The organism is Bernardetia sp. ABR2-2B, assembly GCF_037126435.1.
Taxonomy (GTDB): domain Bacteria; phylum Bacteroidota; class Bacteroidia; order Cytophagales; family Bernardetiaceae; genus Bernardetia.
The window spans coordinates 3,851,758-3,875,426 of record NZ_CP147020.1 but is presented as its reverse complement, the minus strand read 5'-3'; the positions used below and the strand labels follow the sequence as shown (position 1 = coordinate 3,875,426).

Annotated in this window: 13 protein-coding genes and 1 tRNA gene; 5 read left to right on the top strand and 9 right to left on the bottom strand. The window is 32.1% G+C overall.

Translation table 11 applies throughout. The features are described 5' to 3' along the window. Window positions 1-21 precede the first annotated feature (21 nt). Together WAF17_RS16185 and WAF17_RS16180 are read right to left on the bottom strand one after the other, a co-directional pair. Window positions 22-213 carry a hypothetical protein gene (locus WAF17_RS16185; protein ID WP_338761778.1) on the bottom strand — a complete coding sequence of 64 codons (192 nt, stop codon included), beginning with the start codon at window positions 211-213 and terminating at the stop codon, window positions 22-24. A 33-nt stretch (window positions 214-246) separates the two neighbouring features. After that, window positions 247-666, bottom strand: coding sequence for a hypothetical protein (locus tag WAF17_RS16180; protein WP_338761776.1), 420 nt, complete (start codon window positions 664-666; stop codon window positions 247-249). Window positions 667-749: 83 nt separating this feature from the next. On the opposite strand from WAF17_RS16180, the gene WAF17_RS16175 reads away from it, so the two are divergent. Beyond that, window positions 750-2,141: a site-specific DNA-methyltransferase gene (locus WAF17_RS16175; protein WP_338761774.1), complete on the top strand. Its 1,392-nt coding sequence runs from the start codon at window positions 750-752 to the stop codon at window positions 2,139-2,141. Here WAF17_RS16175 and WAF17_RS16170 read toward each other — a convergent pair. Then, complete coding sequence (locus tag WAF17_RS16170) at window positions 2,138-2,329, bottom strand: hypothetical protein (RefSeq protein ID WP_338761772.1); 192 nt, start codon at window positions 2,327-2,329, stop codon at window positions 2,138-2,140. The two genes, WAF17_RS16175 and WAF17_RS16170, sit on opposite strands and share 4 nt — an antisense overlap. 129 nt (window positions 2,330-2,458) lie before the next feature. Between WAF17_RS16170 and WAF17_RS16165 the strand changes: the two genes are divergently transcribed. Next, window positions 2,459-2,584 (top strand): hypothetical protein, encoded by a 126-nt coding sequence (locus WAF17_RS16165; RefSeq protein ID WP_338761770.1) that lies wholly within the window; start codon window positions 2,459-2,461, stop codon window positions 2,582-2,584. A gap of 126 nt (window positions 2,585-2,710) precedes the next feature. Here the strand turns inward: WAF17_RS16165 and WAF17_RS16160 are convergent, their stop codons facing one another. The 5 genes from WAF17_RS16160 to WAF17_RS16140 all read right to left on the bottom strand — a co-directional run bounded on the left by WAF17_RS16160 (window position 2,711) and on the right by WAF17_RS16140 (window position 7,542). Next, complete coding sequence (locus WAF17_RS16160) at window positions 2,711-4,204, bottom strand: tyrosine-type recombinase/integrase (protein ID WP_338761768.1); 1,494 nt, start codon at window positions 4,202-4,204, stop codon at window positions 2,711-2,713. A gap of 162 nt (window positions 4,205-4,366) precedes the next feature. Then, window positions 4,367-4,438, bottom strand: a tRNA-Arg gene (locus WAF17_RS16155). A 7-nt stretch (window positions 4,439-4,445) separates the two neighbouring features. After that, window positions 4,446-4,973 (bottom strand): LPS assembly lipoprotein LptE, encoded by a 528-nt coding sequence (lptE, locus tag WAF17_RS16150; protein ID WP_338761766.1) that lies wholly within the window; start codon window positions 4,971-4,973, stop codon window positions 4,446-4,448. A 121-nt stretch (window positions 4,974-5,094) separates the two neighbouring features. Beyond that, window positions 5,095-6,414 (bottom strand): sigma-54 dependent transcriptional regulator, encoded by a 1,320-nt coding sequence (locus WAF17_RS16145; RefSeq protein WP_338761764.1) that lies wholly within the window; start codon window positions 6,412-6,414, stop codon window positions 5,095-5,097. Between the two features lie 231 nt (window positions 6,415-6,645). Then, window positions 6,646-7,542, bottom strand: coding sequence for a diacylglycerol kinase family protein (locus tag WAF17_RS16140; RefSeq protein WP_338761761.1), 897 nt, complete (start codon window positions 7,540-7,542; stop codon window positions 6,646-6,648). Window positions 7,543-7,631: 89 nt separating this feature from the next. On the opposite strand from WAF17_RS16140, the gene WAF17_RS16135 reads away from it, so the two are divergent. From WAF17_RS16135 to WAF17_RS16125, 3 genes are all read left to right on the top strand, one after another. After that, window positions 7,632-8,624 carry an App1 family protein gene (locus tag WAF17_RS16135; RefSeq protein WP_338761759.1) on the top strand — a complete coding sequence of 331 codons (993 nt, stop codon included), beginning with the start codon at window positions 7,632-7,634 and terminating at the stop codon, window positions 8,622-8,624. Window positions 8,625-8,880: 256 nt separating this feature from the next. Beyond that, entirely contained in the window at window positions 8,881-17,856 is an 8,976-nt protein-coding gene (locus WAF17_RS16130) for an HYR domain-containing protein (RefSeq protein ID WP_338761757.1), read from the top strand. A gap of 180 nt (window positions 17,857-18,036) precedes the next feature. Then, window positions 18,037-22,221 (top strand): choice-of-anchor D domain-containing protein, encoded by a 4,185-nt coding sequence (locus WAF17_RS16125; RefSeq protein WP_338761755.1) that lies wholly within the window; start codon window positions 18,037-18,039, stop codon window positions 22,219-22,221. Between the two features lie 295 nt (window positions 22,222-22,516). On the opposite strand, the gene WAF17_RS16120 is transcribed toward WAF17_RS16125, so the two are convergent. Further along, window positions 22,517-23,413, bottom strand: a complete 897-nt coding sequence (locus WAF17_RS16120; protein ID WP_338761753.1) for a UbiA family prenyltransferase — start codon at window positions 23,411-23,413, stop codon at window positions 22,517-22,519. Window positions 23,414-23,669 lie beyond the last annotated feature (256 nt).

Sequence of the window (23,669 nt, the reverse complement as noted above, 5' to 3'; positions counted from 1 at the left end):
TGCATTCTATTTTTATCATTTCTAACCATCCAGTAAAATGGTTTCATTACTTATTTCTATAATTTCAAGAAGGAGAAGAATTTGTTTTTCAATAATTTCTCGTCTATGGATATAATTCAATCGCTCTTCCTTTGAAAGTAAAGAAGGCACAGGCAGAGGATAACCAGCTAAATCATTTTCTAACTTCTTTAATTTTATGTTTATTAAATTCATAATGCGTTTACTTTTCTTTGAATTACTCATCATTTAATTTTTTATAGCTATTATACAACTTTCAGTTACTTTCAACATCCTGTCTAATAGATTGCATTGTGCTTCTAGCAATTCTCTTCTATTCAAATAATCTTCTTTCTCTTGTGAACTATACATACTTGGTACTGGCAATGGCAAATTACGCCAAGATGTTTCTACAGTTTCAAACTCTATTTTTAGGTAGCCAATAACTTGCTGATGACCTCCTTCTTTCATAGAATGCTTGATGGTTTTCTTTATCCTAGAAAGCAAATCAAACTGAACAGACCAAATCTTTGATTTTCTTATCAACATTCGCCTTTCTTCATTTTTATAAAGTGTTGGTATTTCAACAGGATAGTTTCTACAGTTGTCCTCAAGTATGTTCAGCTCTATTCCCAAATAAGCCTCTAATCTTCTATCTTGCTCACTCATTACCTTCAAAATATTACGAATTATTTAATAAATTAGCGTTTTATTTACAAATTTATTAAAATATAAGGAATTTATTTAAAATTATGCAAAGAGATAGTGTTGTAATTGACCCAAAAGTAATTAAGAATAGGGTTTTGAAAGTGATAATGGTTAATTGGCAAGAGGTTGTATTTATACAGCAGGAAGATTTTAAAGAATTGCCAAAAACGGAAAGACAAAGATTGAAAGCAAGTTTTGCAGAAAATGGATTTGTTCTCTCTTTAAAAGGTTGGATAAATGAAGAAGAAGGGGGGCTTATATATTGCTTAGATGGAAAGCATAGAATAATGCTTTTGAAAGAAATGATTGAAGAAGGATATGAAGTTCCTTTATTATTACCAATGGAGATACTAGAATGTAAAGACAAACAAGATGCAGCTCGTTTGGTTCTAGTTTATTCTTCTTCGTATGCTAAAATTACTTACGAAGGAATGAATACTTTTGTAAATGATTATGATTTAGATATAAAAGAGTTGGAAGACTATATAAGTTTGCCTCAACTTTCTTTTGATAAACTAAAGCAAAAGTTTGATTTCCATAACCTGACAGATAATATTGAGGACGAACAAGACGAAAATCACTCCGAAAAAATAGAAGCTTTATCTGACCAAGAGTTATGGGTAAAAGCTGGAGATATTTATGAGCTTGGAAAGCATAGATTATATTGTGGGTCCTTCAAAGATGAGAAAGAAGTAGCTGTTTTGATGAATGGTAAAAAGGCAAGAGTAGTCTTTACAGACCCTCCTTATAACCTACCAACTAATTTTTTTAGTGGAAAAGGAAAACATACGCATACAGATTTTGCAGAAGGAGCTGGAGAGATGTCTGACAAAGAATTTTCGTTATTCATTCAACAAATTTATGAAACAGCTGCAAAACACAGCGTCGATGGAGCTATTATTTATCTATGTATGGATTTCAGACACGCTTGGCACGTATGTGAAGGAGCTTATCCTGTTTTTGGAACGAGAGAGCCAAAGCAACTACTTGTTTGGAATAAAAATCAAGCTGGTAATGGCAGTTTTTACAGGGCCAAACACGAGCTCATTTTCATTTTCAAAAATGGAGATGCAAAACACACTTCTAAATTAGGCTTGGCAGATAGATTCAGACCAAATGTAGTAGATTATCCAACTGCGAATAGCTTTGCCAATCCAGACCGTGATGCTTTATCTAACCATCCAACCCCAAAACCTGTACAGATGGTAGCTGATGTTTGTCTTGATGTATCTGATGAACAAGAAATTATTATTGATTGGTTTATGGGTTCTGGAACAACGATTATGGGAGCCGAAGCAACTGATAGAATAGCCTACGGAACAGAGATTGAACCAAAATACGTTCAATATATTCTCAATCGCTATCGTAAGAAGTATCCTAATCAAGAAATAAAATGCTTGAATAGGGAAGAGGTAGAAATGAAGTGGATAGATTAAGGCTTTTGTTTTTTGACTTGTAGTTTTAGAGCTTTAACCTCTTTTCTCAATTGTTTTATTTCTTGAAATGCTTGAGCAAGTGTAAATGTATTTTCTGATTGCTCTTTTTTAGAGTAGTTATTTTGTACTTGATTTACATCCTTACTTATTTTAGAATTGATAATTATATTTGAATTTTTATTTGTCATTACTCTTTGTTATTGTACTTTTACGGCTTTTAAAAATTAAAATAAAGCTATGATTAAAATATTTATTTCAAAGATAATAAACTACGAGTTAAAAAAAATAATATAATTATTAATTCTCAAATAAAATTTTTGTCTCAAAAAATTGCAGATAATCAAGCCTATATTTCTACTTTGGAAAAAGTAATTACTTCTCAACAGAAAATTATAGAACGCTTTGCAGATTTATTGGAAGACTCTGTAAAAGACAATGATTGATAAAAAAAGACAATATCTCGTTGAGATATTGTCTTTTTTTTAAGTTCATTTTAAGAGCGGCAACTCTTTAATGAATGTTTGCTTCTGCAATTGAGAATATACGAAAATTGCAGTCGATTGTAATCACTACCAAGAAATAATGTGAAAGATTCCTTTTAATTTTTCTATTGGAGAAGGAACTTTAATTAAAAAACCTTTTGAGGTTAAATCGTTTATTATGAAGCTGTCTAATTCATAATCCAAATCTAAATACGATTTATTGGCTTTATTGGCAATCATAATTTTTTCTTTCACCCTTTCTAGCTCTTGAGATGGGTTTGTTATTACAGAAGATTTTTGAATAATTTTATCTGTATTCCACGCCTTTAATGATTCTCTATGTTGATATGATTTTACTATTTTAGCGTAATGCATCGTTTGTGTAATTTTAGCATGATTAAGCTCTTTCTGCAAAACCTCTATAGCCATACCTTTTTGAAGGCTCAATGTTGCATAAGTGTGTCTTGCTGTATGAAAATCCATTAACTCATATTTTGGTACAATTACCCTCGTTGGAGTACCTTGTTCATATATAATTTTCTCTGTAGGCGTATCTATCTCTGCTAAATGCCCAAGTTCTTTTAAGTATTTATTTAATCTCTGATTTGTCATTGTTGGAAGAACAAATCTTTTCTTCTCACTTCTAACATTATTACTTCTGTATTTGTCAATTATAGCTATAGCTTTATCATTTAGTGCCACAACTAAATTACCTTTACGAATTTTTTTCTCTTCGTAAAAAGTCATTATTTCCAATCCAGCGTCATTTATGGATAATTGGTCATAAGTGAACTCAGCAATCTCAGAGTATCTTCTACCTGTATAACAAGCAAATAGATAACAATCTCTTGTTTTCTCTAAATAAGAATCTACTTGAATATTCTCAAGAACTTCTAATTCATTTTCTTCTAGAAAAATGGTTGGTGTATCAACTGTAACTATTTTTATTTTCTCATAAAAAGGGTTTACATTAACACCATGGTCATCTTTACAAAAATCAAAAAAATGCTTTAAACATTGATTCCGTTTTGCTATTGTATTAGGATGATTGTTTTTTTCATAAATCAACCATTCCATAAAATCTGTATGCCTCATAGAATCAAAGCCTTCAAAAGTAAGCTTTACCTTTCGACTTCTTTCATAAAGAGCTAAACGACTTCTTAATGTTTTATAGTTTTGTCTTGTAGCTTTCGCCTTTCCATTTACTATTTGCTTTCTTTCTAGGGCATCAAAATAATAACCCATATCATACTTTGCTATTTCCTCCTCTTTTTTTGGCTTGATAGCCTCTTTCAACTGCTCCTTAGTTGGAATTATCCCTTGCAGTTTAAATCTTTTATATTCTGCAACCACTTCAGTACATAGTTTATTTAAAATAGCATTTGTCTCTAGCTGAAATGGATGTTTTCTATTTACCCTCTGTTTTGCTTTTTCAAAATGTTCTGGAAGACAAGATTCTCCTGTATACATTCGAAGGCGATTGCCATCATAAGAAAAACTCAACATTAAATGAGAGTGACCATTTGAAAGCACATCACTCTTCATGTATATTTTAGCTTCGTTTTGTTGTATATTTTTCAAGGTGTCAGTGAAAAGTTAATGGTGTCTTTTAAGGTGTCAAAATCTACCGACTAATACGTGTTTTTATATCGGTGGATTGACACAAAAATATACAAATATGCTATTTAAAGCAAATCCACGTACATATAATTAGATATACATACGTGGATTGATTTAAAGTAGTAGCTCTGTTAGGAATCGAACCTAAATTTTGAGCGTCGGAAGCTCACGCACTATCCATTGTACTACAGAGCCATTTTCTTTACCAATTTCCTGCTGTATCATTAAAAATATCAAACACAATTCTGTCTAAAATAATTTCTACTAATTGCTCTTCTACTTGTGAAAGCGTTTGATTTTGCTCAAAATCTTCAAATTGTGTATAAACTTTATCATCAAAAGACTGGTCTTCATTGACAGCATTGTAATAAGTAACTTCCATTCTGATTTGCAGACGCTGAATAGTCGCAACCTGCGAACCTCCTTGTGGTGCAACAGGAACAACTTCGTAGCCTACAATTCGTCCCTCAATCTGCATATCTCCACTTGATTGAACCAAACTCAAACGAGTATTTCGAAGATAAAACTCACGCAGTTTTTCAGTTGCATTAATCGTAATTGTTGGAGGCCCTTGTCCTGCATCGTTCAAAATAGGCTGAATAGAAAGTGTTTTGATTTTGGTATAATCAATTGTTCCTCCATTGAGTTTGAAAAGAGATGCTCCCGTACAGCTTGATAAGAATAAAATCAAACTAAAAAATAGAACTTTACTTATATGTTTATTTATCATTGTTGCTTACAAATGTGTTGCTCGTGTCCCCACAAGTAATCGAATCTAATTCACAAAATTATCTATTTTATTTCAGCATTGAAATTCAATTAACCATTAATAACTGACATTTAACCATTGTTTACTTATTATCCAATTCATACTGCTTTATTTTTCTATAAAGTGTTCGTTCTGAAATTCCTAAATCCTGTGCTGCATATTTTCTACGATTATTATTTTTATCTAAGGCTTTGATTATCAATTCTTTTTCTTTTTTCTCTAAAGATAATGTTTCTTCTTCTGGTTCTTGTTCAGGTTCTTTTTGAGACTCATTTTCTTCTTCTACTTCTCTTGCGTATTCAATAGGAGAATTATCTTGAAGGTCTTGATTATAATCAACAGAATTTGGATTTGATGGATTGAGATACAATGGTAAGTTTGTATTTTTTTCGGCATAAGGACTTGTACTTTTATCCATATCATCAAAGAGATGTTCATATTTTTGTAGCATTCCTGCACTTCCTTGCCCTTCCAAAATATTCAAAACAAGTTGCTTCAATTCGGTTACATCTCTACGCATCTCAAACAAAATTTTATAGAGTAAATCTCGTTCAGAAAAATTATCTTTCGCTTTTTCATTTCCAGAAAGAGCAGGAAGAGTATTTGTTCGTGGTGCATTTTTAGGCAAATATTTTTTTAATATTTCGGCATTGATATTTCTATTATCACCTTCCAAAACCGACATTTGTTCGACTAAATTTTTGAGCTGACGAACATTCCCGGGGAAGGGATAAGAAAGCAAAACCTGTTTGGCTTCTTCATCTAAAATAATCGGTTTGCTACGATAACGCTCCGAAAAATCTCCTGCAAACTTACGAAAAAGCAATTCTGCATCATTTTCTCGTTCTCTCAAAGGAGGAACAAAAATAGGAACAGTATTGAGTCTATAATACAAATCTTCTCTAAATTTTCCGTCTTCAACATCTTGTACCAAACGAGCATTTGTAGCTGCCACAACACGTACGTCAGTCTTTTGAGGCTTCGAAGAACCTACTTTTATAAACTCTCCATTCTCCAAAACACGTAAAAGCATTGCCTGTGTATCAAGTGGCATTTCTCCTATTTCATCTAAAAAAATTGTACCTCCGTCTGTTTCTTCGAAATAGCCTTTTCGTGTTCCTGCTGCCCCTGTAAACGAGCCTTTTTCGTGTCCAAAGAGTTCTGAATTAATTGTTCCTTCAGGGATTGCACCACAGTTAATGGCTATAAAAGTAGCGTGTTTGCGTGTACTTAGCTGATGGATTATTTTAGAAAAAGATTCTTTTCCTGTTCCACTCTCACCTGTTATCAAAACACTCATATCCGTACTGGCTACCTGTGCAGCAACTTTGATGGCATGATTAAGAAGAGGGGAATGTCCAATAATTCCGAAACGTAATTTTATGGGTTGAATGTCTATCATAGTTAAGATATACGTATTTTTGGCAGAAAAAGGGCTGTATCAGAACAGAATCACAAATATCTTTCAAAGATAAGCAAAGAAATCATTTGTTGTTTAAAAAACGTGTCAAAAAGGCAGAGTTTAAATAAATTTAGAGGTCAGATTTTAGAATTCAGAAATAAATACAAATACAATTTAATTTAATTTGCAGTATGGCTTTCAGTTCTAATTTCTACCTTCTAAATTCTTACTTTATTTCGGCGTTGCAATCTTTATTTTATTTTTTTCCATTTTTATATCCAACTTTCGTACTTCTCCACAAAACTCACCATCTATTTGAAAGCTAATCGGACTATCTGTTTGAATGGTTGCTTTTTTGGTTTTGATAATTTCAATTGCTTCATCTTCAATGGGTAAGTTTCCAAAAAGAATTTTTAAAATAAGAGTTAATTCTAGACTTCTAAAAACTACGATTTCGAAGATATCATCATCTACCTTTCCTTCTGGGTTTACGACTACACCTGTTCCGTATTTACTAGAATTAGCAATCAAAATCACACTTGCTTGTGTTTTTATCTCTGTATCTTGTGTCGTAATTTTTGCATTAAAAGGAGCTTTAAAATCCCTCAATGTTGGAATAGCTTGAAGCACATATCCCATTTTCCCTCTTGCTTTTGTATTTTCGTAGTTCTTGATAAGTTCTGCATTGAGACCCAAATCACTCAAATGAAAACTTTTCATATTATTTATCGAAATGCTATCTACGTTCTTAAAATTATCTTGCAATGCAATATCCAAACAGGCTTCTAAGTTGATAGGTAAATCTAAATCTTTTGCAAGTCCGTTGGCAGAACCTAAAGGCAAAATTCCAAAAATCACATCTTCTTCGAAAAGCGTTTCAATTACAAGCTTAATTGTTCCGTCTCCTCCTGCAATCAATACTTTCTTTGGTTTATTTTTTTTGTAGATTTTCTTTATTTCAATATCATCTTTAGGCTCTTTTGTATTTCCAGTCGTTTTATAATAAAAAAAATTATAACCTTTACTGTCTATATATTTTTTAATCAAAAATAGCTCTTCTTCTTTATCCGTACCACCTGCTAAGGGATTTATTACCAAAAAAACAGAAATTTTGTTTGTGTTATTCATTATTTTTATCTTTTATTTACCTTCTATCAAAACTAGATTCTAATTTAGTTGTTATCAAATAAATATATTAATTTCCGAAAAGTGATTGTATGCGTTCTGATTCAAATTTGCATTTAAAATCTGATTTAAAAGTTTATAGAGGTTATGTTAGTGATAAGCTACTGGTTGTCTTTGGTCACGTATTTAAGAAAAAAGCTACAACACTTAGCGAAAAATCAAGATTCAAACATGCTTATTCCATTCTTCGTACTTTTCAGAGAAAAACTATTTCGGATGCAGATGTATTTCTACATTTTAATAATAAAAAAATACATACCAAAACTCTAAGCGATGGTTATTTTCGTTTTTCTATTCCCTTAGAAACTTCTTTTCAAGATAATACTCAAAGTGGATGGAACAAAATAGAGGTAGAACTAAATCATGAGGGAAAGTCTGTCAAGAAAGCAACTGAAATTTTGCGTCCTTACGATGGAAAACTAGCAATTATTTCTGATATTGATGATACTTTTTTGGTTTCTCATACAAATAATTTATTCAAAAAAATCTATGTTTTGCTATGGAGAAATGTAAATGACAGAAAGATATTTGAAGATGTAACTGCTCATTACCAACAACTTAGCAAGGCAGGGCAAGAAAAAGGAGAAACGAATGCTTTTTTTTATGTTTCTAGTAGTGAATGGAATTTGTATAACTTTATCGAAAAATTTACCAAAATTCACAATCTTCCAAAGGCTGTCATTAAATTAAAGACTATCAAAACAAGCCTCCTTGATTTTCTTTTTACGGGAAGGGGAAATCACGACCATAAATTCCAAAAAATAAAAGAAATAATAGAATTTTATCCTCATTTGGAATTTGTCCTTTTAGGAGACGACTCTCAAGCTGACCCTATTATTTATGAAAAAACCTGCAAAGTATTTCCTCAAAATATAAAAGCAATTTATATCCGACAAACAAAAAAGCAACAAAAAAGCAGCACAAAAAAAATTCTTCAAAACATAGAAAGTTTAGGTAAAAAAACATGTTATTTCTTGAAAAGTGAAGAGGCTATTTTGCACTCTAAAGAAATTGGGATTGTGTAGTGTATAAAGTCTCATGTATAAAAATAAATTCAGAATTTTATTTTACAAAAGTAACCTTACAACTATTTTTATTTCTTAAAATGTCAGTTATTCATAATCTACAAAAAAGCCACACTTACTTGCTTGTATATACAACTATCTATAATACAGCAAATTAACGCAATATTTTATATTATCCTTTGTGATTACAAAAAATAAAAGTTACTTTTGTATCTTCAAATTATTACATTCTGTTTTAAGTCAATTATTCATATTTATGGAAAAATCATATACTAAAGCTACTCTACTCAAAAATATAAGTTGGGTAGTTTTTTTTGTTTTTATTCTCTTTTCTTTCTCTATTGCTAATGCAGCTACCATTAGAGTTACTTCTCTTGCAGATGCTGGTGCAGGAACGTTAAGACAAGCTATACTTGATGCTAATGCAACTACTGATGCTGATGAGATCGTTTTTGATGTTGATGGGGATATAACCTTATTAACTTCTTTACCAACAATCACTCAATCACTAATTATAGATGGTAGTACAGCTCCAAATTACCAGTTAGGTTTACCTACTGTTCGCTTGATAGTTAGACCATATAGAACAGCAGTTAAAACAACAAATAATTCATCTTTTCAAATGAAAGGTATTTACTTCTTCAGTAATGCTCTCAATGGAGATGTTACACCTCTTATAGAATTGAATAATGGGGTAGAAGTTATCATTACGAAAAACACATTTGAAAATATAGCTAATGTTTTTGGACTAGAAAATATTACTGATGTTGAGATAACAGAAAACAAATTTAAAAATACAACTGACTTAATAAGGGCAAATAACCTACTATCTCAAAATATCATTGGGGGAATTAACTTCACTAATAATGAGTTTGTAAATTATCCTGCAATTATATTTGGACATATAAGCATAAAAAACTCAAAAGATATCTATATTAACTCTCAAATCGAAAATAATACAAATATACAGTTGCCAGAAATCATGGAACGTATTAGAATCAGTTTTGAGGCTACTGAAAATATTTCTGTGGAAAATATTGAAACTAAAGGTCATCTATTATTTAGCCGTGGATGCAAGAACATAAGTATAGATAATGTAAAAGTTTCTGAGGGAAATGGGGTAACAGCCTATAATGCCACAGACTTATCTATTACCAACTCTGACTTAAGAAACTGTAATAAAGCATTAACCCTATCATCTCTAGAAAGCATAAATATTCCAAATGGTATCCATGTTTCTAACACCCTTTTTGGAGGAGTATCTCCTTATGCAACAGAAAATGATGGATGGTTACTTGACTTGAATTATATAAATGGTTTAATTATTTCAGATGGAAGTGAACCGAATACTAATATCCAAATTATAGGTGATTTGAGTGAAATGGATCGACTCATTGATGCATATCTTGTAAATGACTTGGAAATACATAATTTAGATTTTACATCACGTATTACTGGTGATGAAGAGCCTGCTATAGATTTATGGAAATGTAAGAGGGTATTGATAAATAATACAATTATACATAGAAGGGAAGTTGCAATAAGTGCTACAGAAGTTACAGACATCACTATTGTCAATAATGATCTTACATATAATGGTTATAATGAAAATAATAACAACACAACGTCTGCTGCTATAGTTCTTCATAACTTAATAGAAGAAAGCTTAGTTGGAGGCATATATATAAATAATAATCTGTTTGGGACTAATAGTTCATTTGACCCCATAGGTATTTCTGAAAATGTCTTTAGTATAATAAAGATAGTTGAAGGAAAGAATATCAGTGTTTCTAATACAGCATCAAATAATACAAATATTATTTTACCTAATACAATACCTGACGAACTTGAAAGAGCCTTACAATTTTACCGTGTGGATAATATCAAAATTAGTAACATAGATGTATCACATATCGATACAAATCCGTTAGAGTACCAACCTTTTGGAACAGGTGTGTATATGTTAAGCTGTAATAACGTGGAGATTGATAACATAACTTCTAAAAATCGCCGTGTCGGCATATTAACCACTCACTGTAAAGATGTAAAAGTGTTGAATAGTAATTTTACAAATACCCACACAATGATTCAAGCAAGCTATGTAGAGGAGGAAAATTTAATAGGTGGACTGCTCATAGAAAATAATAATTTTGAACGGTTATATGATGATTTTCAAGGTAGTGTACTTGTTATTAGAGATGCTAATACTTTAAATATATCAGATGGTAGTATTCCCAACACAAATATTCAACTTAATGCAGAAGGATTGAACGTAGAGGCTCCTATCAAGATATTGGAGGCAGATAATGTCAGTATACAAAAACTAGACTTTTCACACAATAGACCTACCTTCTATGGATTAGCTATAGATATTAAGGAAGTTGCCGATATAGTCATAAAAGATGTAATAGTAAATAATAGACAACAGGCGATAAAAGCGAGAGGTCGTATAGAAGGTAGTACTTCAAATACAATAGATGATATCATTCTTCAAGACAATGACTTTAGAAATTGTGGTTCTTCTGCTGACACTAGTGCTGTTGAGCTAGAACACTTATTCGGCAATAAATTACTAAGAAATAATATGATAGGAAGTTTAAACCTACCTGTCATCTCAGGCTGGACAATCAGATATTCTCACAACTTAAATATATCAGATGGAAGTGTTCCAAATACAAATATATTTTTGAGTAGTGGATTAGACCTAAAGTACCCCATATTCTTGCGTGGATGTCATAATATTGATATAAGAGCATTAGATTTCAGTGCGAATCACGGTACTTTTTATGGTTTAGGTGTAGACATAGATCGCTGTTCTGCAAGCATAACATTAAAAAACTTGACTATTAAAGGAAGAGAGAATGCCTTATACATTAATGGCGTATATGGAGGAAATTATTCATTAGTTATTGAAGGCAACGACTTTAGAGATTCTGGTGGAATAACAGGAGCTTTACGAATTCGTAATTTAAACAATACACTTACGAGCAGAGGCATTTTAGTGAAAAATAATAGATTTGGAAAAGAATCAGTTATCCCTAAAAATATTCTCACTATTGATAATAGCTCTATTTTGCATCGTAATAAGGGTAATATTTCAATCTCTGATGGTTCTGTTCCTAATACAGATATAGAAATCACTACAGATATGAGTGAAATAGACAATCCAATTATTTTAGATAGATTGAATTATGTTAGTGTAAAAAAATTAGATTTTAGTTACTCTGCTCTCCATAATTCTGCTGGAAAAGGTCTAAAAGTTTATAGCCAAAAGACTGATATAGAAAATTGCACTTTTAAAAATAGAGAGACTGGAGTGGAAGTTGCCAACAAAATCCTAAATATTAGCTGCAATACTTTTCATAAAAATAATATTGGTATAGATAATAGTAGAAGTGCTTATTACTATTATTACAACAACTCTAATAATACTATTTCAAAAAGTATTCAATATAATAATTTTATTTGTAATGATAATGCAATTATACATGGAGATGGAGAAGCAGATGCGTCGAACAATTATTGGGGAAGTGTATTTGGTTCTATTAATATTGGTGGTGATGGAGATGCTTTCATAACAGAATATAATTCTACATTAAACATTGAGCCATATTCGACTACGTCTAATGCTTGTGCAAATACATCTCTAGAACTTCCAAAGTTGGAGGTAAAAGGAAACAATACTATTATTCCTCATAGAAATACCATAACTTCGTTAACTGACTATACTGATTTTGGATTGACAATAGGCTGTGAGAGTACACTTCCTTATACGTTGAAAAATACAGGAACTGATACATTAGTGATAAATAGTATTACTTTTTCTGGTAATTCGGCTACAAGCTTTTTATTAAATAATAGTGTCTTTCCTATAAGCCTTTTACCAAATGAACAATATACGATTAATGTTACTTTTTCTGCTGCTCAATGGGGCGTTCATGAAGCGACATTGCAAGTAAATAATAGTGATTGTAGAGTTAGTGTATATGAATATGCTATCAAAGGTGAGCAGGTTTATATCGGTAATATTGTTGAACATCAAAAAGTAGTTGATTCAAATCCACAAAGTAGTGATAATTTTGGCTATTCAGTTGCCTTGTATCAAGATTATGCAGTAATAGGCAAATACAAAGACGACGAAGCAGCAGCAGATGCAGGAGCTGTATATGTCTATCACAAGCAAAATGGAGAGTGGATACAAGAAGCAAAACTTATGGCTGATGATGCTTACCTTAGAGATGAGTTCGGATATAGCGTTGCTATTCATGAAAATAGAATTGTTGTAGGTGCTCCAAGTAAAGGACAACCTTACCAAAGTAGAAGAGGAGTTGTTTATGTGTTTGATAAGATTAATAACGCTTGGGAACAAACGAGTAAAGTAAAACGAGACATATATAGTAATGCACGTAAGTTTGGTAAGTCTGTTGATGTGTACGGAGAATATATAGTAGTTGGAAGTGATGCAAATAGAGCATTCTTATATACACCATCAGCATACGATAACGGTAACCTTATAGAAACATTTATACCTGATGGTTCAAGGTATGACTACACACAATTTGGAGACAAAGTATCTATTCACAAAGAAAAGATAGCAGTAAGTGCTCCTAGTGAATCTAGTAGTGGAGCTGTCTATGTCTATGAAAAAGATGGAAACTCTTGGGATAGAAACGCAAAACTTACACTAAGTGGTGCAAGTGCATTTGGAAAATCTATTTCTTTGCACAATAATAAATTAGCGATTGGAGCAAGTCAAAATGCTCACGTATACACTTATGAAAATAACGTTTGGAATGCACAAAATAATATTCAACCAAATGACAATTACAGTTATCAATATGGAAGCTCTGTTTATATTGATAATTCTACATTAATGGTTGGAGATTATTCGAATCAAAATAATCGAATTTCGTCAGGTGCTGTATATGTATTTACAAATCAAAATTCTACTTGGAATCAATTTGATAAAATTATTCCTACAGATGCAGTAGGTGGACAAGGTTTTGGAAAAGAAATGAGTGTATGGAATAATACTATTCTTGTTGGAGCAAGTCAAGAACAATCAAGCAGAGGAAGTGCATATTTCTTTAAATATGGAGCAAATGCTGTTTCTAATGCACAAATACAAATAAGTGGAAATAGTACAGCTATTAGTAATGGACAAACTATAGCAAGTCTTGCAGACTCTACTTCTTTTGGAGCAGTTAATTGTGTCGATACGTTAAATGTATCTTATAAAATAGAAAACATAGGAACAGACGCTTTAGTTATTAAACAGATTTCACTTCAAAACACAATTCGTAATGATGCAAGTTTTAGAATAGAAAACAATCCTGTTTTACCTTTAACATTACAACAGGGAGAAGATTATTCTCTTTCTGTTACTTTTGACCCAAGATCTAGTGGTATCAAAAAAGCAAAATTAAAGGTAATAACAAACGATTGTGATAATCCTGTTTTTTCATTTGATGTAGAGGGAGAAGAAGTAGATAATGAATTACCTGTTATTATTGCACCAAATGATATTTCTACTTGTGGAGGATATGATATTGAATTAGGTACTCCTGTAGCTAGTGATAATTGTACTGTTTCTGATGTATCAAATGATGCTCCTTATTTCTTTCCATCTGGAATAACCACTGTAACTTGGACAGTAACAGATGAAGCAGGAAATACATCTACTGATACCCAAATCATAAATGTAGTAGCAGATACAGAAAACCCAACTATTGTAGCTCCTGTAGATATTATAACACCTAGTTTTGTTGGTTATTGTTATACTTTTGTAGATTTGGGAACACCAACTACTTCAGATAATTGTGGAATTGCAGAGCTATATAATGATGCTCCCTCTGTTTTTCGTGTAGGAACAACAATTGTAACTTGGTTTGTGATTGATAATGGAGGAAATACAGTAACAGCTACACAGAATGTAACTGTTACAGAAGATGTACCTCCAACGATTTATATATTCAATAATATAAATGCAAATACAGACACAGGAAGTTGTACAGCTAGTATAACCTTAAGAACGCCTTATACATCTGATAATTGTGGTAGTGTTGCGAGTATAGTAAATGATGCTCCTAGTATTTTTCCTATTGGCACAACAACGGTAACTTGGACAGCAACAGACGATAGTGGAAATGTAGCAACAGGTACGCAAGATGTAACAGTTACTGATAATCAAAACCCAACTATTACTGCACCAATAGACATAGCTTTAAATTGTGAATCATCAAACATTGATCTAGGAATACCTATAACTGATGATAACTGTGGTGTTGCAACTACTACAAACGATGCACCTATCACTTTTCCTATCGGAACAACAACGGTAACTTGGACAGTAACTGATAATAGTGGAAATACAGCAACAGCGACACAAGAGGTAATTGTTACAGATACTCAAAATCCAATAATTACAGCACCTTCAAATATTATAGCAAATACAGATAATGGAAACTGTACAGCTTCAAATGTAGATTTAGGAACATCAACAACTGATGATAACTGTGGTGTTGCAACTACTACAAACGATGCACCTACCATTTTCCCTATCGGAACAACAACGGTAACTTGGACAGTAACTGATAATAGTGGAAATACAGCAACAGCGACACAAGAGGTAATTGTTACAGATTCTCAAAATCCAACAATTACAGCACCTTTAAATGTAGCTGTAAATGCAGATAATGGAAACTGTACAGCTTCAAATGTAGATTTAGGAACATCAACAACTGATGATAACTGTGGTGTTGCAACTACTACAAACGATGCACCTACCATTTTCCCTATCGGAACAACAACGGTAACTTGGACAGTAACTGATAATAGTGGAAATACAGCAACAGCGACACAAGAGGTAATTATTACAGATTCTCAAAATCCAACAATTACAGCACCTTTAAATGTAGCTGTAAATGCAGATAATGGAAACTGTACAGCTTCAAATGTAGATTTAGGAACATCAATAACTGATGATAACTGTGGTGTTGCAACTACTACAAACGATGCACCTACCATTTTCCCTATCGGAACAACAATGGTAACTTGGACAGTAACTGATAATAGTGGAAATACAGCAACAGCGACACAAGAGGTAATTGTTACACCAGTTGTAGAGCTAACTTATTCAGCTACTACATTTACAGAAAGTAATCCAACCTCTGGACAAATAGATAATGAACTGACTATTTATAGTTTGCCTTGTGGAATCTTCGAAGGAACAAATGGAGAAGATTTTGTAACAACTGGAAAAGCAATCGTTACAAATATTCCTACTGGTCTTACAGCTTCTATTGTTTATCAAAATGAGGGAGAACTAGCTTTCAATCTTTTGGGAACAGCTACTTCACATACAAACTCAGATGATGTAAATGATTTGAGTGTAGAGTTTAACAATACTGCATTTACTCAAGGTGTTACTACTGCAGATGTTACTAATTTCTCTGTTAATAACTTACAGATTGATTTTTCAGAAGTTACTTCTGGAGGAGGTGGAAATACTGGAGGTATAGCTAACCCAGTTACAAATCTTGAGGCACAGGTAATTTCTACTACTCAAATTGAGTTAAGTTGGAATATTCCAATTGGAGCAACCACAGGTTATCGTATTTATAGAAATGGTGTTTTAATTGCTACTCTTACAAATGGAACAATTATTTCTTACCTAGACGAAAACTTGAATCCAGATATTTTATATCTATATAAAGTAATTGCAATAAATGGAAATTCTATTTCACAGCCTGTTCTCACTTCAGAGCGCACTTTACCAGAAGCACCAATTTTGATTTCTACAAATGAGATTTGTGAAGGTCAAGAGGCAATAGCTGAAGTAAAAAGCACAGGAGCAACCTATCGTATTTACGAAAATCAAGATGCTGCTGATCCAATTTTTGAAAGTTATAATTCAACAATAGAACTTCCACCTATTACTCAAAGTACAACCTTTTATGTAAGTGTATTTAGTAACGGAAGAGAAAGTGAAAAAACTGCTGTTCAAGTAATTGTTCAGCCAGTTTTTGAAGCAACTATTTTAGGAGAAAATGAGCTTATTTCTTGTCAGAGTTCTACAACTTTACAAGCACAAAGAGTAGATAACGCAATTTCTTACACTTGGCTTAGAAGTGGAATAGTGGTAGGAAGTGGAGAAAATTATCAAGCTAATTTCTCTGGAAACTATCAAGTCAGAATTGAAAGAGGAAACTGTATTGAAATTTCAGAGCCTATAAGAGTTCTTTTAAATTATGCTCCTTTATCAAAAATACAACAACAAAACAATGTTGGTTTCTGTGAAAGTGGCACAATTAATATTGCTAATTCTGCATTACAATCAAACTCAAATGCAACTTATGAGTGGTTATTTGATAATGATATCGTAGGAACAGAAAATAGCCTTATAGTTACTCAAAGTGGAAATTATACATTGAGAGCGACTCAAAACGGTTGTAGTGCTGAAACAAATATCAATGTTACAGTTACAGATTTGCCTTCTGAACTGCTTATGCAATCTTCTGCTAATATCATTTGTCCTAATACAGAGGTAACTTTGATTACTGAATCTATTCCAAATGTAACTTATCAATGGTTAAGAAATGAACGTTTAATTATCAGTAATGGAACAAATAAACTAACTACAAAAATAGCTGGAAAGTATAAGGTAAAAATCAGTCAGAATAATTGTGAATTGATTTCTAATGAAACAGAAATTAAAATCTTGAAAGTTCCGACGGCTTATTTGCGTACTTCTGAAACTACTCTTTTTGTAGAAGAACAAAATGGAAACAACCAGAATATAGCTTCTGTTTCTTGGAAACTAAATAACGAAATATTGTCAGCTTTTGATGGACAAACAACGATTACTCCAAAAGAAAGTGGTAATTATTCAGCAGTTGTTATATATCAAACTGGTTGTACAACACAGACCAGAACTGTTTCATTCAGAGTTATCGAAGTAGTAACAGGAGAAGAAGACAAAAAACAAACTGGCTGGAATGTTTATCCAAACCCTAGCTCAGACGGAAATTTTGTAATAGAATTTGGAGCTTCTTTGTTGGAAGATACAGATATAACTATTTTTGATGCTACAGGTAGAGTTGTTTATACGCAATCTTTCAAAAAAGGAAGTAACAAAAAACAAATCAATCTTAGCAAAATGGCTCAAGGGATGTACGTCCTGAAAGCATATTCTGACAAGCAATCTTTTGTTAAGCAGCTGATTATAAATTAAAAAATCAGAATAAAAAACATCGCTTATCACAGTTTATTTAATAGTCTCATTTTTTAATAATGATATATTGTTATTAAAAAATGAGACTTGTTTTTACCATTTACTAATTGTCAGAACTATAATTCAAAGCTATTTTTACAAAAAAAGAATCCATTACCACAAATTTCAAAAGACACAATAATGAAACAATCTTTACATTTCAAAAAAAACATCTCATTTTTCTTTTCTTTATTCTTTTTATTAATTAGTTGGCAAGTCCAAGCGCAATGGAAAACATTAATAACTAGCCCTAACAATACTAGTATAACCTATGATGAGAGTCTTGTTACTGACTCTCAAGATAATGCTTATTTTGTTTTAGAAGAAAATACTGAAAGAATATCAAAAGTCATAAAGTTTGATGGAAATACTCAAACAGAATTAGGTTCAGAAGGCTTTGCAGTAGAAACAGAATATACAAGTATTGCAATAGATAATAATGATATTATTTATGTTGCTTATAATGACCTTACATTAAACAGAGCTACTACCGTCAAAAAATTTGATGGTACAAACTGGGTTCTTGTAGGTAATGCTGGTTTTAGCTCCCCCAACTCTACAAATCAAAGTTTAGAAATTGATAATAACGGTACTCCTTATGTTCTTTTTATAGATGAAAATGAAAGAAATAGCTTTGTTATGAAGTTTAATGGCACAAACTGGGTAAATGTTGGAGCTGGTGTGAGTGCTGCAAATGCAGGTGCTGTTACTCTTAACAGACTAAAAATAAATAGCAACAATATTCCTTATGTTATGCACAACAACATAGAGTTGGCAAGTCAGATTTCAGTAAAGAAATTTGATGGCACTAACTGGGTAAGCGTTGGTAATGAAGGTTTTACAGGTTTCACAGAAATTGACTTACAGAATAGTAGTTTTGCTATTTCTTCTAGTGATGTTCCTTATGTTGCTTTTCAAGATTTTGCACAGGGTAATAAAGTTAGTGTCATGAAATTTGATGGGAATAACTGGGTTCTTGTAGGTAATGCTGGTTTTACAGCAAATGCTGGTGCTTTTCCAAGTATTGTAATAGGGCAAAATGAAATTCCTTATGTATCTTATAAAGATGCAGCATTTTCTAAAGCCAATGTAATGAAATTTGATAACGGAGGATGGGTACATGTAGGCTCTCCAGATTTTGCTGTCCCTGTTACAGACTTACAAAATTTAGCTATATCTTCTTCTGACAAACTTTATTTATTATTTCATAATGCACTTAGCGACTTCTATGCAACTCTCATGACTTTTGAGACTTCTTCTGCACCACAACTAACTATTCAAGCAGATAGAGAAGAAATATACGATAACCAAACATTTAATATCGGAGCTGTAGATTATACCTGTACGGCTAATACAATCACAAAAACATTTACAATAAGAAATGCTGGTTTTAGTGACTTAGTTTTGAGTGGTAACCCTTTTATACAAATTTCTGGCTCATCAGATTTTACAGTTAGTCAAGTTAGAAGTAATACAATAGCTTCTTTTGAAGCACAAACTTTTGCAGTTACATTCAAACCTACACGAGCAGCTACTCAAACGGCAATAATATCTATAAGAAGTAATGACCCTAGCAATACTCCCTATACCTTTAATATTACAGGTTCAGGTGTTTATGGAATTCCTAGTCCTATTAACCGTATTGTTTATGACAGTCCAAACACTCCATCAGTTTTTTTTGGAACATCTGTAGCAATATGGAATAACTATATGGTAGTAGGCTCTCCAGAAGAACAAGAGGCTATTGTTTATAAATATAATGGAATATCTTGGCAAGAAGATGCTGTTTTGAAAGGCACTAATAATTTACCTTTAGGAAATACACTAGATTTTGGATATGCAGTAGATATATATGAAGATTATATCGTAGTTGGAGGTTGGAGAGATAGCTTTAGAGGAGCTGCTTATGTATTTCACAAAGAAGGGAGTAATTGGATTCAACAAGCAAGACTGACAGCAAGTGATAGACAAGTTGATGATTACTTTGGACGAAGTGTAGCCATTGATCAAGAACATATTATTATTGGAGCTTGGGGAGAAGATGCAGCAGGAGGTTCAGCAGGAGCAGCATACATCTATAAGAGAGAAGGTACTACATGGTCAGAACAAGCTAAATTGGCTTCTAATGATTTGAATGGATTTGACCTATTTGGGTTTACTGTCGACATACAAAATGACTGGGCAATTGTGGGAGCTTTAAGACAAAAAACCAATGATTCAGATGAAGGAGCTGTTTATACATTTCGTAGAAATGAAAATACTTGGACACAAATAGACAAACTTCAACCTAATGATGTTTCACAAGGAATGAATTTTGGTCAATCTATTTCTATTTCAGGAAATCAACTAGCCATAGGAACAGATAGAAATAATAACAATAAAGGAGCAGCTTATATTTACAAATATAATGGAGCTAACTGGATAGAAGAATCAAAAATAACTGCTAGTGATGCTGTTAGTAATACTCTTTTTGGTACATCTTTGAGCCTTTACGGAAACTACCTTTTAGTAGGAGTTCCATTTGAATCTAGCACAAATTCGACATCAGGAGCTGCTTACTTCTATAAAAAAGAAGGAGCTAACTGGTCAGAGATTGCAAAAATAAAACCTTCTCCTGCTCAATTTGATGAATATGTGGGTGGTAGTGTTGCCTTACATGCCAATAAACTTGTGATAGGAGCGCAAGGGTATCGTTCTAGCAATGGAGTACCGATAGGTGCTGTTTATGTTTCTGATTTTGGAGGTTCTAAAATAGAAGTAACAGGCAATAATAACTATATTCTAAACGGTAGTTCATATGCTACTACAAGTACAGGAACAGATTTTGGAATTGCTGATGCTTGTAATGCTGGTTCTATTACCAGAGAATTTACAATTACTAATAAAGGCTGTACAACAATAAATTTAACTGGAAATCCCCTTATTTCTATTAATGGTTCTTCTGATTTTGTAGTTAATAATTTTACTACCACTTCTATAGCTGCAAATGCTAGTGCTACTTTTTCAGTTACTTATACGCCAAATGTTATAGGAGTTCAAAATGCTACTATTTCTATCAAAAATAGTGATGTAGATAATTCGCTATATACATTTGCAATACAAGCCCTAAAAAAAGATGATAATCAGACAGCTTTTGAGGCAATTATTTTAGGAGAGAGCGAACGTATTTCTTGTCAAAACTCTATATCATTAGAAGCACAAAGTGTAAGTAATGCAACTTCTTATACGTGGCTCAAAGATGGCGTTGAAGTAGGAAATGGAATAAACTATGAAGCAACTTCTTCTGGAGATTATCAAGTAAGAATTAAAAGAGAAAACTGTCTAGTAACATCTGAATCTGTAACAGTTCTTGTAAACTATGCTCCTTTATCAGAAATACAACAACAAAATAATATTAGTTTTTGTGGAAGTGGAATACTTAATATTACTAGTTCTACACTACAATCAAACTCAAATGCTAGTTATGAATGGTTATTTAACAATAATGTAATTGGTACAGAAACAGAATTAAGAGTTACTCAAAGTGGAAACTATACATTGAGAGCAACAAAAAATGGCTGTAGTTCAGAAACTACTATTACTATTTCCATTACAGATTCAAACTTACCTTCTGAATTAATATTGCAATCTTCTGCCACCACTCTTTGTACTAATGTAGATTTGACTTTGACAACTGAATCTATTTCAAATGTAAAATATGAATGGTTTAGAAATGATAGTTTGATTGTTAGTAATGGAACAAACAAATTAATGATAGATACAGCAGGAAAATATAGGGTAAAAGTTAGTCTAAACGACTGTGAACTTATTTCTAATGAAATTGAGATTTTTCAAGCTCCAACACCATATTTGAACACCTCTGAAACAACTATTTTTATAGAACAAGAGGCAGATAATCAAAATATAGTTTCTGTTTCATGGAAACTTGATGATGAAGTTGTAACAGAATTTGATGGACAAATTACGATTATACCTAAGAAAAGTGGTTCTTATTCAGCAGTTGTTACCTATCAATCTGGTTGTATAAGACAAACAGAAGCAATTTCATTTGTAGTACCAGAGGGAAATGATAATCAGCCTAACGATTGGGTTATTTATCCAAATCCTAGTACGGATGGAAACTTTGAAATAGAATTTGACTTTCCTCTCTCAGAAAATATAGAAATAACTGTTTTTGATGCAATAGGAAGGACTATCTGGATTCAATCTCTACAGAAAGGAAGTAACAAACAATCATTTTATCTCAATAGAATGGCTCAAGGAATGTATATTATTAAAACCTATTCTAACAATCAAACTTCTATTAAAAAACTTATCATAAAATAATAGTTTTTTTTAGAAGTCAGACTTAAAATTTAGAAAAAGCTACCTAAAATATTTTAACTGTATTTTGGGTAGCTTTTTTGGGAATAAGAATTAAATAAACTACTGTTTACAAACATTCAATCAACTGGCAATCAAAAAGTTAAATTCGTAATTCGTAATTGTTCCTTGATATTCTCTTGATTAAAATATACTTGTATTTTACCTCATTTTCTACGAACTCTGTGTTTGAATGTATTAGCTTTGCTGCTTTATCAGGTCGCATTTACTTCTAAAATCTGACTTCTAATTTCTAAATTTACATCAAAGTAATTACCGTAAAATAAGCAATCATAGAAAGCGAAGACAAAACGTTCAGAAGCATAGTTCTTTGAAAATTAGCCTGTGAAGCATCTTTCCAAGAAATAAACGTCCAATAGACAAAATAAAGCAACACAGGAGCTAGAAAGGCTTGAAAAAGCCAAAAGTAAAACTCATATTGATAGGTAGAAAAGTAAAAATAGAACCCTACTGCTGCCAAACCAAAAAATAAAATGGTAAAAATGAACGTTCCACGAATGCCTAAAAACAAACTGATTGTTTTGTCGCCTCGCTTTGCATCTTCTTCGTGCTGATAAATCTGTGTCATTGGGTACGAACCCAAAAGCAAAACTGAAATCAAAGCAGCTGCAAAAAGATGTCTTTCTTGAAAAAACACTTCAAAACCACTAAAAGCAGTATCAGAAGACATTGAGAAATCTTTTTCAAAAGCCAATACACACATTAAATAGGTAAAAGCTCCTTGAAAAATTCCGACCGTCAGCCAACCACCAATCGCATATTTTTTTAGTCTAATACTTGGGTGGCTATATGCCTTTGACATCAATCCATAAATAAAAACAAGCAAGGCAAACTGCCAATTGACAAACATGAAACTAAAAAAGAGTCCGATTATATCAAAAACTAGTGAAGTCGTGAGCAAATCTTGATTTACTTTGGGTGGGTTTTTAAGTCCTCCAATACTTCCCTCGTCTTTATCATAAAAGCTATTGAAGCCATTACTGGCTGGATAAACGAAAATATGCAAAATCACAAAAACAATAAAATATATTTGCCACGTTAGATGAACAGCCTGACTAGCAGCAAAACAAAAAACAGGCATCAAAAAAATAGAAAATGGAATTCGAAGATGGAGAAGAGTAGAACGAGTAATCATACAGTAGCCAACACTTTCTAAGTATCGTTAGGTAAAAAATAAATTATAATGAACGAATTACGTACTTTTTTTGCTAAAATCTATCAAACGTACTTGCTTTTATGCTTTTATTAAGACTTTTCCCATCTGAATAACTTAATTTTGTAAATAATTATTAAAAATGATACTATTAGATAAGGAATAGTAAAGAAAGTCGTTTTTATAGTAAAAAAAATATTTCTTTCAAGTCAAGACCCTAAGGGTTTTCAAAAACCCT

Bases quoted from the DNA above. Each gene is read 5' to 3' on its own strand.
- WAF17_RS16185 (WP_338761778.1), bottom strand. From the start codon at position 213: ATGAATTTAATAAACATAAAATTAAAGAAGTTAGAAAATGATTTAGCT.
- WAF17_RS16180 (WP_338761776.1), bottom strand. From the start codon at position 666: ATGAGTGAGCAAGATAGAAGATTAGAGGCTTATTTGGGAATAGAGCTG.
- WAF17_RS16175 (WP_338761774.1), top strand. From the start codon at position 750: ATGCAAAGAGATAGTGTTGTAATTGACCCAAAAGTAATTAAGAATAGG.
- WAF17_RS16170 (WP_338761772.1), bottom strand. From the start codon at position 2,329: ATGACAAATAAAAATTCAAATATAATTATCAATTCTAAAATAAGTAAG.
- lptE (WP_338761766.1), bottom strand. From the start codon at position 4,973: ATGATAAATAAACATATAAGTAAAGTTCTATTTTTTAGTTTGATTTTA.
- WAF17_RS16145 (WP_338761764.1), bottom strand. From the start codon at position 6,414: ATGATAGACATTCAACCCATAAAATTACGTTTCGGAATTATTGGACAT.
- WAF17_RS16140 (WP_338761761.1), bottom strand. From the start codon at position 7,542: ATGAATAACACAAACAAAATTTCTGTTTTTTTGGTAATAAATCCCTTA.
- WAF17_RS16135 (WP_338761759.1), top strand. From the start codon at position 7,632: ATGCGTTCTGATTCAAATTTGCATTTAAAATCTGATTTAAAAGTTTAT.
- WAF17_RS16130 (WP_338761757.1), top strand. From the start codon at position 8,881: ATGGAAAAATCATATACTAAAGCTACTCTACTCAAAAATATAAGTTGG.
- WAF17_RS16125 (WP_338761755.1), top strand. From the start codon at position 18,037: ATGAAACAATCTTTACATTTCAAAAAAAACATCTCATTTTTCTTTTCT.
- WAF17_RS16120 (WP_338761753.1), bottom strand. From the start codon at position 23,413: ATGATTACTCGTTCTACTCTTCTCCATCTTCGAATTCCATTTTCTATT.